Origin of the sequence: Alkalimonas amylolytica (genome assembly GCF_900107845.1) — a bacterium.
GTDB lineage: Bacteria > Pseudomonadota > Gammaproteobacteria > Enterobacterales > Alteromonadaceae > Alkalimonas > Alkalimonas amylolytica.
On sequence record NZ_FNRM01000005.1, the window covers coordinates 240,897 to 255,176 of the forward strand.

At 54.7% G+C, this 14,280-nt stretch carries 9 protein-coding genes; 3 read left to right on the forward strand and 6 right to left on the reverse strand.

Annotated features, from left to right (window positions below; genetic code table 11):
* From BLW37_RS11500 to BLW37_RS11520, 5 genes are all read right to left on the reverse strand, one after another.
* Positions 1–3,024 (reverse strand): ligand-binding sensor domain-containing diguanylate cyclase, encoded by a 3,024-nt coding sequence (locus BLW37_RS11500; protein WP_091343008.1) that lies wholly within the window; start codon positions 3,022–3,024, stop codon positions 1–3.
* Positions 3,005–3,586 carry a single-stranded DNA-binding protein gene (gene ssb / locus BLW37_RS11505; RefSeq protein WP_091343010.1) on the reverse strand — a complete coding sequence of 194 codons (582 nt, stop codon included), beginning with the start codon at positions 3,584–3,586 and terminating at the stop codon, positions 3,005–3,007. The genes BLW37_RS11500 and ssb overlap by 20 nt, the downstream gene beginning before the upstream one ends.
* A gap of 165 nt (positions 3,587–3,751) precedes the next feature.
* On the reverse strand, positions 3,752–4,579 hold the full coding sequence (locus BLW37_RS18620) for a THxN family PEP-CTERM protein (RefSeq protein WP_139243704.1): 828 nt from the start codon (positions 4,577–4,579) through the stop codon (positions 3,752–3,754).
* A 147-nt stretch (positions 4,580–4,726) separates the two neighbouring features.
* Positions 4,727–6,136 (reverse strand): MFS transporter, encoded by a 1,410-nt coding sequence (locus tag BLW37_RS11515; protein WP_281248659.1) that lies wholly within the window; start codon positions 6,134–6,136, stop codon positions 4,727–4,729.
* 35 nt (positions 6,137–6,171) lie between these two features.
* The gene (locus BLW37_RS11520; protein ID WP_091343014.1) at positions 6,172–7,410 is read right to left on the reverse strand and encodes an MFS transporter; all 1,239 of its coding nucleotides are present in this window, start codon (positions 7,408–7,410) and stop codon (positions 6,172–6,174) included.
* Positions 7,411–7,568: 158 nt separating this feature from the next.
* Between BLW37_RS11520 and BLW37_RS11525 the strand changes: the two genes are divergently transcribed.
* Together BLW37_RS11525 and pgmB are read left to right on the forward strand one after the other, a co-directional pair.
* Positions 7,569–9,905 carry a glycoside hydrolase family 65 protein gene (locus tag BLW37_RS11525; RefSeq protein ID WP_091343016.1) on the forward strand — a complete coding sequence of 779 codons (2,337 nt, stop codon included), beginning with the start codon at positions 7,569–7,571 and terminating at the stop codon, positions 9,903–9,905.
* Positions 9,902–10,579, forward strand: coding sequence for a beta-phosphoglucomutase (pgmB, locus tag BLW37_RS11530; RefSeq protein WP_245785712.1), 678 nt, complete (start codon positions 9,902–9,904; stop codon positions 10,577–10,579). The genes BLW37_RS11525 and pgmB overlap by 4 nt, the downstream gene beginning before the upstream one ends.
* 22 nt (positions 10,580–10,601) lie before the next feature.
* Here pgmB and BLW37_RS11535 read toward each other — a convergent pair whose 3' ends face one another.
* Positions 10,602–11,627: a LacI family DNA-binding transcriptional regulator gene (locus BLW37_RS11535; protein WP_245785713.1), complete on the reverse strand. Its 1,026-nt coding sequence runs from the start codon at positions 11,625–11,627 to the stop codon at positions 10,602–10,604.
* A gap of 264 nt (positions 11,628–11,891) precedes the next feature.
* Between BLW37_RS11535 and BLW37_RS11540 the strand changes: the two genes are divergently transcribed.
* On the forward strand, positions 11,892–14,156 hold the full coding sequence (locus tag BLW37_RS11540; protein ID WP_091343017.1) for a TonB-dependent receptor: 2,265 nt from the start codon (positions 11,892–11,894) through the stop codon (positions 14,154–14,156).
* Positions 14,157–14,280 lie beyond the last annotated feature (124 nt).

The following is a 14,280-nucleotide window of genomic DNA, read 5'->3' on the forward strand; positions in this document are numbered from 1 at the left end:
TTAGGTTCTGTTCTGTGCGTGACTGACGCAGACCTGATTACGACCTTTTGCTTTGGCCTGATACAGGGCTTTATCGGCCAGACCAAGTAAGCGATCGGCCCTCGTACTATCCTGGCACTCGGCAACACCGATGCTGACAGTGATACGAAGATCACTGGCAATATCGGAGAAATCAAGCTGGCTGATCTGGCTGCGTAAACGCTCACACAGCTGCAGTACTTCAGGTAAACCGGTTTCAGGCAGCAGCAAGGCAAACTCTTCACCACCCCAACGTGATACGGTATCTGTGTTGCGGCACTGTTGCTGCAAGCTGCGGCCAACCCGAATGAGTACTTCATCACCGACCGAGTGCGACCAGCGATCATTGACCTGTTTAAAGAAATCAATATCGATCAGTGCCAGGCATAACGGGTGCTGGTGTCGTTTGGCGCGATTAAATTCCTGCAACAGTACTTCATCAAAAACCCGGCGATTGGCTAAGCCTGTTAAGGGGTCCTGCCTTGCTTGTTTGGCGAAGGCTTCCGATTGCAGTCGAAGCTGCTCAAGTAAGCCGGATTTTTCTGTGTTGGTCTGCTCGAGGTGGTCCGCTTTTAATTGCAATTGAGCCGTTTTCTCCGCGACCTGGCGCTTTAACTCGAGGGCAGCCAGCTCCAGTCTACGCAGGCGCATTCGAAACAGTAGCAGCAAAGCAAGCGATAGCAATGCCAGCATCAATAACCAAAACCCCGGCCGTTGCCACAGATGTGGAGCAATAGAGAAGGTCAGGGCAGCAGCTTGCTCACTCCAGGCTCCACCGGGATAAGCTGCAATCACTTCAAAGGTATAGTTTCCAGGAGCCAGGTTGGTTAATTCAGCATAAGGTTGTTGCCCCCGCTCAACCCAGTCGCTATCGAAACCAATCAGACGGGTGCGGTACTGGATGTGTTGCGGCAAAACAAAGCCTAGGCCGGCATAATAGAGCTCAATACGCTGGGTACCAGCAGCAAGCTGTAACGGACCAATCGGCTGTTGCAATTCACCATCCACCCGAATCTGCTCTATCACGACCGGTGGTATAAAAGCCGAAAAGCTGCTAAGCCGCTCTGGGTGAGAAAATACCGCGCCACCAGCGGTGGCCACCCAGACCGAGCCATCTGGATGCAGAGCAGCTGCAGGATTCGATCCACCATTGGCCTGGGCACTCAGCATGCCATCACCCTCGGAAAAATGCTCGAATGGCAGAATGGACTTTTGGTTGTTCAGCACGGCTAGGGCATCCTGCAGTGAGAACTGCAGGATGCCACGGTTACTGGTGAGCCACAGATTGTTTTGCCTATCAGCGACGATCTGAAAATACTTATCAAACGGCAGCCCTGCGCTTCGGCCTATGTTGGCAAGTGTGCCGGTATTTAAATCATAACGCACCAGCCCCCGATCCGTTGCCATCCACAGAAACTTTTGCTGGGGTAGCTCGAGAAATCCAAAAGCAAACTCCGCGCCATCTTGGCTGTATAAATTGAGCGTATGAATGTCACCATCCTGCCAGTAAGCAACGCCGGTTCCAGTCCCAATCCAGATGCGACCATCACTGCTTTGATACAGGGCCATAATGTAATTTCCAGGCAGGCCAGACTCTGTATCCAGCCGCTCCATCCGCCCCTGTTGCCAGCGGTTTAATCCACGCGAGGTGCCAATCCAGACACTGCCATCGGCAGCGGGTAGGATGGAGCGCACTTCGTTGGTCCAAAGCCCATCGTTGCGGTCAAACAAACGACTGCTGCCATCCGGTGCAATGGTTAGCAGGCCATAGGCATAACTGCCAAACCAGAGTTGTCCATCCTGATCTTCTGCCATACTCAGGATGGATTCGCGTAAAAATGGCTCCGGGTGGTCAAAAGGCTCTGCCAGTTGGTTGCGGATCTGGGCAACGCCACGGCTGGTGCCTGCCAGCACCGAACCGTCCGCCAGAGGCAGCACGGCCCGCACAAAATTATCGGCCAGACCATGTTGTGTGGTAATCGAGGTAAAAGGGGCATTGCGTAGACGGAATAAACCGCCATTGGTACCTACCCACAAGCTGCCCTCATTATCTTTGCGCAATGCCAGGATCCGGTTGGCTGGTTTGTTGCTGTCAGTGCCCAGGGCCTCCAACCCAGCTGGATTGTAGCGAAATAACCCATCACTTAGTGTACCAATCCAAAGCGTATCACCTTCGACCAACAAGGCCGATGCAGCCATGGTCAGTTCAGGATGTAATAACTGAAATCCTTGTCGCTCATCACCAATAAAGACCCCCTGCTCTGTTGCAACGATGGTTTGCTCTTGAGCATTGAGCGCGATACTAAATGCCGGGCCGGCCGGTAAGCCATCGGCTGTTAGGAAATGCCTGACATGATTATCCCGAACAAGGAAAAGCCCTTCGGCTGAACCCACCCACACTCTGCCCTGCTGGCCCTCCGCCAGGCTATACATGGCTTCATAGTTCAAACCACTGCTGCCGCTAATCCGGTATCGCTGGCCATCGGGTTCTTGTCGCCAGAGGCCTGCACTTTCGGTGGCGATCCATAAGCGTTGCTGTTGGTCTTGCAGGACTGCCCGTACCAAAGCACCAGCCAGGGGGAGTGGTGTCCATTGGTTTTGTTGGTAGCGGACCAGCCCTCCGCGCGAACCACCGGCAATCAGTGTATTGTCACTGGCGGCATACAAAGCAAAGATGCCCGAGTCCGGCAAGCCGGTGCTGGCACTACGATCAAACAGCGTAAAGCTGCGGCCATTATAGCGGGCAATCCCTTCCCAGGTGGCAAACCATAAATAACCATCGTCGGTTTGCACGATGCTGTTGATGGTATTGTGGGGCAAACCATCACGGGTGGTCCACTGTTCAAGGAAAAAGTGTTGCAAAGAGTCGCTTTGGGGGACAGCAACAAGTGGTAAGCTTAAGAGACAGCAGAGGGTGCCAAGTAAGGCACCCAGCGTACGACCAAGAGCCCTTACCAAGAGGTGCGGGCCCGGAGTAACAAAGAAATCAGAACGGAATATCATCATCAAAGTCGATCGGCGGTTCCATCGGCGGACGTTGTTGCTGACTTTGTGGCCGCTGAGCCGGTTGACTTTGCTGATAGCCTGCTTGCGGATTCTGCTGATAACCACCAGCAGGGGCTTGCTGCTGGAAGTTGCTTTGTTGTGGAGCAGCCGTTTGTTGCGGAGCGCGCGATTGAGCTGGCGCCTGCTGTTGGCCCTGATAGCCACCACCCATGCTCTGTCCTTCGTTGCGTCCATCCAGCATTTGCATTTCACTGGCGACGATTTCGGTGGTGTAGCGTTCGATGTTGTCTTTATCGGTCCATTTGCGGGTTTTCAGTTTACCTTCCAGGTAGACTTTGGAGCCTTTGCGCAGGTACTCACCCGCAATTTCAGCCAGGCGCTGGTAGATCACCACCCGGTGCCATTCGGTTTGTTCTTTCATTTCACCGGTGTTTTTGTCTTTCCAGCTTTCTGAGGTTGCAATGCTTAGATTGGCAACTGCACCGCCTTGTGGCATATATCGCACTTCCGGGTCAGCGCCCAGGTTTCCTACCAAGATGACTTTATTTACACCACGTGCCATGAATTTATTCTCCTCGCTGGTCACTAATCCTAACCATTTTACAGTCAGGCCTTATCGCGTTTGTTCTCAGAGTATACCATGGTGTCAGGGCATTCAAGCTGGAAAAAGCCAATAAAAAAGAGGCTGTCATCATCAGCCTCTTTTAAGGTAGTTACACGGTAAGAATTAGCTTTGTTTTCTGCGGCGGGCATAAGCACCCATGCCCACTAAAGACAAACCAAATAAGGCCAACGTTCCAGGTTCTGGTACTGAACGTGCGGTAATGGAGGCCGTAGTATAAATGGTACTGACACCATTTTCCCGGGTCCAGATCCGTACCACATCAACCGGGCCATCACCAAAGCCAAAATCCCAGGTATCTATAGTGAAGCCAGTTAAACCAGGACCGGCTTCAAAGCCAAAGCTAAAGGTATAGATGTAATCACCGATGGTGAAATCAAAGGCTCCTGCCAGGATTTCAGTGGTAAACACATCATCACAGTTTGTTGCGTTGCCACCAGGGAAAGGATCATCGCAGGGTGGTGTGTTCAGTGTCTCGTAAAAAGCCAGATTGTTTAGCTGTGGTATGGACACAATCGGATTGCTGTCTGGATCAAACAGATTAAAAATACCGGAGAGCTGCACATAGTCCATCCAGCCGCCATCAAGCAATAAGACAAAGTTTGCGTGGCTGAAAGAACCAATCACCTGAGGCCCAGCACCTACCGAAATAGCGCCAAGACCAAAGGGGTCGTGTTCAATTTCCAGGCCACTGGTTTGTCCGCCACTTGAGAAGGGAGTGCCCCAAGTGATATTTAAAAAGTCCCCGGACAGAGGATCTGTATTGGCATAGGTTACACAGTCGCTAGCGTCATTACAGGTGGCTGAACCACCGACAAAACCACCCCCGACAGTAAAGTCGAATGAGGAGATGGGCGCTGCGAAGGCTTGAGCTGACAACAAGCAGGCCGCGCCTGCCAACAGTCCTAAGGTTGTTTTATGTTGTGTCTTCATTGTTGTCTTCCTTTTCTAATGGTTGGGCGTTGAGCCCAGGCAACAAGGAAATTGCATAGAAGATGCCAACTTTTTATATAGCGCCAATTCAGTTGGTTATAAAACAACCAGTCCAGGAGGTGTCAAGCTATGTAAACAAAACTGACATCAGCTAGCCTGCAGTGACTGCAGTTGCTGGTAATCAAAACTGCCAGCTTGTACTTTCAAATAACAGCGCTGCTCCTCGGGCACCAGGGTTGCTTCCAGCACACCGGGCAGCCCGGTCAGTTGCAACAACAGCGCCTCTGCTTCACGGCTGGTTTTATTGCTCAGATCAATGCTGAGTCGCTCTGCTTTGGCTGGTACGGACATACCGACGGTTGAGGCAAGCCAGCCGATGGTAAGCAGGGTGCTGAGTAGAAAGACCGCTGGTAGGCCAAACTTGCTTGCCACCAGACCACCGGCCAGACCACCTAAAAAGGCGCCGAAAAACTGCGCACTGGAATAGAGCCCCATGGCGGTGCCTTTTTGGCCGGCTGGTGCCTGGCGAGACAGCAAGGCGGGCAAACTGGCCTCAAGATAATTAAAGCCGGTGAAAAACAGCAGCAAGGCTGCTGCCAGCAGCGGCAGTTGCGCCGCGCCTAGCCAGAACAGCAGAGTAGCGCTGAATAACAGCACCAATGCCAGCCGGAAAAAAGCAATCTCTTGTTGCTTACGAACACTGATGATAATCATCGGTACCATCAGCACAAAGGAGCCAAACAACACCGGCAAATAGAGGTGCCAGTGCGCGTCACTGCCAAAATCCAGTGCCAGCAGTTGCTGCGGTAAAGCAATAAAGAGTGCGGTCAGTAAAAAGTGCAGCAGCATGATACCCAGATTCAACCGCAGCAGTTGGGGCGAGCGCAGCAGTTTGCCAAGCAAAGCCGGTACCGCCAGGGTTTCGCGCTGTGGCGCCTGATGGATGGCTTTGGGGGTACGTAGCACCAGCCCCATCGCCAGCAGGGCCATCGCTGCAGTGAACCAGAACACACCACTTAAACCCGCACGGGCGGCGATCATCGGCCCCAGCACCATAGCCGCGGCAAACGACAGACCAATGCTCATACCAATGATAGCCATCACCTTGGGGCGCTGCTCTTCGCGGGTCAGATCGGCTGCCAGTGCCAACACAGCGCCGGCAATGGCACCGGCCCCTTGCAGCACCCGGCCAAAGGTCACCATATAGACGGAGTCGGCCAGGGCCGCTACCACGGAGCCCAGCGCAAACAGGCCAAGGCCGAGCAACATCACCTGATGGCGGCCAATTTTATCGGATAACCAACCCATCGGGATTTGCAGCAGCGCCTGGGTAAAGCCATAGGCACCAATGGCTAAACCAATCCACAGCGGGGAAAAACCGGCCAGCTCGGTGCCATAAATGGCAAATACCGGCAGCAACATAAACAGGCCCAGCATCCGGCTGGAAAAAATCAACGCCAGCGCTGCGGCGGCTTTTTTCTCGGCAGAGGTTAACTGATGCGATGTCGGTTGCATAAGCCTTTGAATGGTTGTGACAGCAGCGCCGGAGTATACCACAGCCAGCGCACAAGGTGCATCGGTCCTGATGCGTGTCAGGTGGTGGTTGGCACTGGCCCCTGGCGGTGCCAGCGATGCAGCAGTAGTAGGCTAAGCAGCAACAGGCTAAGCGGCACTAGCGACAAGTAAAAGGCAGTCTGGCCATCGAAGCGGGCAAAGGTCAGGCCGGTGATCATCGAACCGGTGGTGCCGCCAAGGGCGGAGAACACCACAATCAGACCGGTCATGGCGGCATGGCGGGCTTTGGGCAGTGCGCTTAACATCACCGAGCTGATAATGGGGTAGACCGGCGCCATAAAAAGACCAATTAGCGGGAACAGGTAAGCCGCCAGCGGGGCATTCCACAAGTGCACTGTTTCAGACACCACCACATCCCGGGTCATAGGGAGGATCAGCAGCATCAGAGCGGCCATGCCAAGCAGGCACAGATTGACCAGGGCATACCATGACAAATGGCGCAGGACGACGCCTGCCAGCAGCCGGCCCAGTGCCAGGCTGGCGGCAAAGATGCTGGTTAATTGCACACTGAGCTGGTTCGGCAGCTGCAGCACCTGGTTATTAAAGGTAGGCAGCCAGGTACCGATGCCCTGCTCCAGCACCACGTATAAAAACGCGGAGACAATAAACACCAGCACCAGCGGCAGGACCAGCAGCTGCAGCATGCTCACAAAATCCTGCCGGGCGCTGCGTGTGGGCTCCAGTGGCACTTTTGGGATCGGCGTGCTGGCCAGCAGCAACAAATTGAGCACACAAAGCCCGGCCAGCAACCAGTACACCTGCAGCCAGCTAAGCGACTCGGGCTCGGCCGGATTCATAAAAGCAGCAAACACCCAGTAGCCGGATAACACACCCAGCATAAAGAAGCCTTCGATAAAGTTCAGCAAAGACGCATGCTGCTCCCGGCTCTCGGTAATAAGGCCAATGCTGGCATAGACCGAGACCTTGACCAGTGCAAAAGCGGAGCCGACGGTAAAGAACAGTAGCTTGGTGGTCCAGAATGCCGGCAACAGTGGCATGGCGATACAAGCCAGCATCACCATGGTCACGCCAATCATCATGGCGCGCTGATAGCCAAGGCGTGGCAGCCAGGACGCCAGTAAAAACGACACCACCGCAATCGGTATATCCTTAAACCCTTCCAGCAAACTGGCACTTTCTTTGCTCACCTGAAAGCTGTGAATGACCTGCAAAATCACAGTGCCAACACTGTTTAGCAAGATAGCAAAGACAAAATAGGTCAGCAGTAATGCCATTTTAATGCGCAGATGGTTCATGGTAGTCGTCTCTTTTTATAGTGCGGCAGCTGTGCTACCTGCTGCTTTTTTACCCTGTTTTGCCACTATACACCCAATACATTTGCTTTTGCAATCGATTGCAATTGCAATTTAATTCATTGTATAGTGAGTGCAGAATGGAACAAAAGGTAAGCACTATGGCAACAAGCACCCCTTTCGCCGGCCCTTTGCAGGTTGATGCCTGGCGGTTGACTGAGCAAGCACTAACACCCGCACAGCCGCTGCTGTGTGAAACCCTGCTGAGCCTGGCCAATGGTTACATCGGTACCCGGGGAACGCTGGAAGAAGGTCTGGCGGGCCAGTCAAGCTGCGAGGGGACTTACTTAAATGGCGTCTACAGCTCGGAGCCCATCCAGTACGGTGAGTCGGCCTGTGGCTTTGCCCGCAACAACCACACCATGCTGCAGGTCGCCAATGGTAAACGCATCTACTGCGAGCTGGATGGTGAGCGCGTAGAACTAAGTGGTGCACTCGAACACCAGCGCAGCCTGGATATGCGCCAGGGCGTGTTGCAGCGCCAATGGCAGTGGCAGAGCAAAAGCGGTAAACGGCTGCTGATCAGCAGCCAGCGATTGGTTTCAATGCAACATCCTGAATTACTGTGTATTGCTTATCAGGTAACGGCACTGAATTTCAGTGGTGAGATTGCGATCTGCTCTGAACTGGATGCTTGTTATGCCCCCTTTAGCAAAAAAGACGACCCGCGGGTCGGCGTGTTTTCTATTGCCGATACGCTGAATTTGCAGCAGCAGGGTTTTGCTGCACAACAAGGTTGGATGTTGCATCAGGTGCATGGCAGTGACTTTGCCGTCTGTGCCATGATGCAGCATGCCTGGCCGGCTGTAGCAAACAACATCAGCCAATTGCAGTTAAAGCCCGGGGTCTTGTGTGAGCAGGCGCTCTGGTCCTTGCAGCAAGGTGAAAGCGCCAGTCTGACCAAGTGGGTGTTGTATCGTCACCAGAGCGTTGCCGACACCACGGATCTGGTGCAGCGCTGTGCCTTGCAGCTGGCCGAACTGAGCCAGCACAGCTTTGCCAGCCTGGCAGCACAGCAGGCCAGCGCCTGTCAGCAGTTCTGGCAACAGGCCGATGTGCAGATTGAAGGTGATGCGGCGATGCAGCAGGGCATTCGCTTTAACCTGTTCAGTTTGTGGCAGTCGGCCGGTAAGGATGGCCGCAGCAACATCGGCGCCAAAGGCCTGACCGGGCCGGGCTACGATGGCCATTATTTCTGGGATACCGAAATTTATGTCATCCCCTGCCTGAGCTTTACCCAGCCGGCGGTGGCGCGGCAGCTGCTTGGCTTTCGTTATCAGCAGCTGGATGCGGCCAGGCAGCGCGCCCGTGAAATGGCCCACAGCACAGGGGCACTGTATCCCTGGCGTACCATCGGGGGGGAGGAGTGTTCGGCTTACTTTCCGGCCGGAACCGCTCAGTACCACATCAATGCAGCCATTGCCTACGCCATCCGTTGTTATTATCTGGCCAGCGATGACTGGCACTTTATGCGCGAGCAGGGCATTGAAATGCTGGTGGAAACCGCCCGGCTCTGGTTGCAGCTTGGCTGTTTCAATCCGCGTCGGGATGGGGCTTTTGAAATCCATGGTGTAACCGGGCCGGATGAATACACCGCCATTGTGAACAACAACTTTTACACCAATGCCATGGCGCAGCTGCATTTACGCTTTGCCGTTGAGATGGCGCAGAAACTTCAGGCCGAAGCGTCAGAGCAGCTGGAGCGCTGGCAGCTCAGTGCGCAGGAACTCGCGTTGTGGCAGCAAGCAGCCGAGCGGATGTATTTGCCAGTGGATGCGCGTTTGGGCGTGCACCCGCAGGACGACAGCTTTCTGGATAAAAAGCGCTGGGACTTTGCCGCCACTCCGAACGATAAGTACCCCTTGCTGCTGCATTACCACCCATTGGTGATTTACCGTCATCAGGTGCTTAAACAAGCCGATGTGGTGTTGGCGATGGTGCTGCTGGATGATGCCTTCAGCCCGGTACAAAAAGCCCGCAACCTGGCGTACTACGAACCCCTGACTACCCACGATTCCAGTTTGTCGGCCTGCATTCACAGCATTGCCTGTGCTGAGCTTGGTCAATTGGCTGAGGCGCATGCTTTTTTTGGCGACTCGGCGCGGATGGATCTGGACAACCAGCACGGCAATACCGAACACGGCGTGCATATCGCCTGCATGGCCGGTACCTGGCAGGCGTTGGTGTTTGGTTTTGCCGGCCTGCGAAGCCGGTACGATGGGCTGCACTTTGCGCCCCGTTTGCCGGCGCAATTACCTGGTTTAAATTTCCGGCTCAATTATCGTGGCCGGGTTATTGAGTTTCGGGTACAGCAGGGGCAGGCGCAGTATCAGCTGCTGACAGGCGAGCCGCTGGTTATTTTCCATGACGGTGAGGCCTTGCAGCTGGCACTGCAGCAACCACGGCAACGGCCGTTATTGGCCGGGGAGGCAGTATGAACGAGCGGATGACGAAGCAGCCTAAGGCTATCCAGGCGATTATTTTTGATCTCGATGGCGTACTGACCGACACTGCCTGGTACCACTACCGTGCCTGGAAAGCGCTGGCCGATGAACTGGCCGTGCCCTTTACCGAGCAGGATAACGAGCAGCTAAAAGGCGTCGATCGGCTGAACTCGTTGCGCTGGATTGCCCAAAAGGGCGGCCTGGCGCTAAGCACGGCGGAAGAAGCGCGGCTGATGGCGCAAAAAAATGCCCACTACCTGGAGCTGATCCAGCATATGAGTCCAGCTGATCTGTATCCGGGGGTACAGCCACTCTTTGCCGCCATCAAAGCCAAAGGCTGGAAGATTGGTCTGGCTTCGGCCAGTAAAAATGCTGCTTTTGTGCTGGACCGGCTGGGAATTGCAGGTGACTTTAATTATGTCGCCGATGCCAATCAGGTGCAAAACAGCAAGCCCGATCCGGAAGTGTTTTTATTGGCCGCCTCAGGCCTTGGCGTGGCGCCAGCGCACTGCATTGGAGTGGAAGATGCGGTGGCGGGGATTGAAGCCATTTGTGCCGCTGGTATGCGGCCGGTTGGTATTGGCGAACCCGCACGGCTGGTTCAGGCCAGCCTGGTGGTGCCGCAGATAGCGGCGTTATCCATAGCCCAGTTGCAGGCGCTGGCTTGAATCAAGCCCCGGTTGGCGGCTGTTACAGCCGTCGTAAACTGGACTGACGGCACAGTAGCTTCACCGCTAGTTGCTCCGACAAGGGTTGCTGGCCTTGCATCCGCGTCAGCAACTGGTTCACCAGGGCTTTGCCGCCACTCTGGGTGTTTTGCTTCACCGTACTGAGTGATGGCGTGCAATAGGCTGACATGGCAATGTCGTCAAAACCAACTAAGGCGATTTGCTGCGGAATGGCAATATCATGCTCCAGCAAGGCTTTCATGGCGCCCATGGCAATGGCATCGCTGGCGGCAAAGATGCCGTCCAGTTCTGGCAGGCGGGCGAATAGATGCTGCTGAGTTTTCAGATAGCCGTCCTGCGCGGTGAAATCACAGCTCAGCTGCTGCACGGCGTCGCTGGCAATGCCGGCGGCCTGGCAGGCATCCAGCATGCCCAGATGCCGTTGCTCGATTTCGTTGTGACGGATATCGCCCAGAAACACCAGTTGCCGGCAGCCCTGTGCCAGCAAGTGTTCGGCGGCAAGGCGGCCACCCTGACGGTTGTCGCTGCCAATGATGGGGTAAGGTTCATCCCCGCTGCGCCCGCCCCATACCACAAAAGGCACCTGGGTCTGAGCCAGCGCTTCCACCCGGGGATCGTGCTCACCCTGACCAATGATGATCAGGCCATCGGCCCGTTTCGAGTCCAGAAAATAACTGCCCCAGTCTTTGTCATCGCGTTTGCTGGTAGAGAGCAGCATGTCGTAGCCATGCAGGCTTAGCTCATCGGCAATCACCCCCAGCAATTCCAGCAAAAAGGGATCCGATACCGACTGCTGGGTTTTGGCATCAAAGGCAATGATCACGGCAATGGTGTAGCTTTTCTGCGTGCGCAGATTACGGGCAGTGGCATTGACCTTGAACTGATGCTCGGTGGCTATCTGCTGCACTTTTTCCCGTGTGGCCTGGTTGATCACCGGGTTGTTGCGCAGTGCGCGGGAGGCGGTAGACTCGGAAACACCAGCCAGTTTGGCGATGTCGGCCAGCGTCATCATTTTCTTGTCGTTCATCCGTGCAGGGGATCCATTGCGTTTGTTAGGGGTCACTTGGGTCTAAAACACTACTTTGCCATAAGCGGCCAGGCTCTGCCAGTCTGACATCAGGCAGAGCCTGGCAAAGGGTAGCATAAAAATAATTACAATCGATTGCAAAAAGTGCTTTCTAGCTATTGCAATCGATTGCAGTATCGCCTAAGGTAAAAATGCCCGGCCAGAATGACTACTATTTCGCCAGGTAATGGGCACAAGACCCAGTCAACAGGATAGGAGAACCGCATGAAACCCCAACTCAACACCCGTTTGTCGGCACTGGCGTTGTTCGTCGCCATGCCATCCGCATTGGCCCTGGCCAATGACAGCGACAACACCGAAGCACCCAGCCAGATAGAACAAATTGTGGTGACCGGTACCGCCAGTGGTATGTCCGGTTTACGGGTCGATGCCAGTTATGCCATCACCAATGTGTCGGATGAAAACATCAGCCGGCTGGCACCCAAAAGTACCGCTGAGCTGCTGACGGCTGTACCGGGGGTCTGGGCGGAAAGCTCCGGCGGTGTGGCGGGTGCCAATGTGTTTGTACGTGGTTTTCCAAGCACCGGCGATGCGCCTTTTCTCAGCATTCAACTCAATGGCGCTGTGATTTATCCGCCGTCCACCCTGTCGTTTTTAGAGAACTCGTCGATTTTTCGCCTCGATGAAACCATTCACTTTATGGAAGCGTTGCGTGGCGGCTCCAATCCGGTGATCAGCCATGGTCAGCCCGGCCTGACCACCAATTTCTTATTAAAAGAAGGCAGCGATGTCACCGAAGGCCTGGTGAAGTACACCACCTCCAGCTATGGCACTCAGCGGCTGGACGGTGTGCTGAGTGGCCAACTGGCCGATCGGCTGTATTTTATGGCCGGTGGCTACATTCAGCGCTCGGAAGGGCCGCGTAAAACCGGCTTTACCTCGGAGGAAGGCCATCAGTTTACGCTGAACCTGACCAAAGAGCTGGATAACGGCACCATCAATCTGTACACCCGTCAGACCGATGATCATGGCGTCTGGCATTTGCCGGTACCGCTGAATGTCGATGGCATTGATAACTCCTTTACCCAGATTGGCCCGAACAACCGGCTGGCGCGCATTGGCTATGGCCCGGACGGCGATACTCAAAGCTTTGACTTTGGCGATGGCCGCGGCTGGAAAGGCGGCATTACCGGCGGTAGCATCGATCTGGATTTAAGTGACGACTGGCGCTTGGTGTACCGTTTTAGCCATATCAGCGGCCAGGCCAATACCCTTGGGCTGGTGCCGGAAGGTGGCCCGGCCCGACTTGGTGATCTCAGTGACATCAATGGCCCGGTAACTGGCGCCGCTACAGGTACGGTGTATGGCGAGGATACCCGGGTGCAGCAATTGGGCCGCTGGGTGGTACTGAAAGACATCGATGCCTTTACCAATGATCTGGCGCTTAGCCATACCACCGATAACGGCGTCTATACCCTGGGTTATTTCGACAGTCGCTATTCGGTGAAGGACTGGTGGTCAATAGGCAATCAGGCCTGGCATGTGCTGGCCAAAGGCGGCGAGTTGCTGCAGGGCATTGATTGCAACGACAGCCTGCAAAGCTGCAGCTGGAATTACGACATCGACGCCACCGGCGATGGCCATACCCGGGCTTTTTATGCTGCGGCCGAGTACCAGTTGAATGAGCAATGGCGGGTTGATGGCGGCATTCGCCGCGAAAATCACCAAATCACTTATCTGGTAGATGAAGGGCTGGATGGCAATATCAGCAAAGCGGTGGATTACGACGAAAGCAAAGTGGCCTGGACGGCCGGTGTGAACTGGATGTGGCAGCGCAATATGGGGATCTTTGCCCGGGTCAATCGTGGTCAGAAAATGCCGTACTTCGATGATTTTCGCGATAACTTCGACGCTTTTACCAACGGTGACAAGCTGATCAACGAAATTACCCAGTACGAACTGGGCTACAAATGGGCGGAGCAAAATTACAGCCTGTACCTCACCGGCTTTATGAACGAAGCCAAAGGCGAGCTGTTTGTGGCGCGCCCCGGAGCTCCGGCTGAAGTGCTGACCACCGAAGCCTATGGCGTTGAGATTGATTTTAACTACATGGCGCGCAATGGACTGGCGCTAAACCTGAACTCGACCTTGCAGAGCACCGAGATCACCAACCATCCGGACGAGCTGGTGCTCGGCAACCGTGCCATGCGTCAACCGCGTTGGCAGGCTCGTTTAACACCAAGCTATGGCTTTGACATCGGCGCTATGTTTGCCACCGTCTATGGCACCCTGGCGGCGGTATCCGATCGTTATGCCGATAACGGCAATACTGTAACCTTAAAAGGTTACAGCAAGATCGATCTGGGCATGCAGCTGGAAATCAGCGACCAGTTAACGGCACAATTGTCGATCGCCAACCTGACCGACAAAGCCGGTCTGACCGAAGGCGATCCGCGCAACCCAACAGCACCGAATGGTCGCTACATCATGCCGCGTAGCGCTGAGTTTAGCATCAGCTACCGCTTTTAAGGTGCTTCTCCCCGTACCTGGCGCCCTTCGGGGCGCTTTTTTATTGGCTTTACAAAGCAAACCAAAGGGGTTTTTGTCACGTTCTGTCTGCATGGCAACTTTGCCGCTCTGCAAAGTTAGTGTA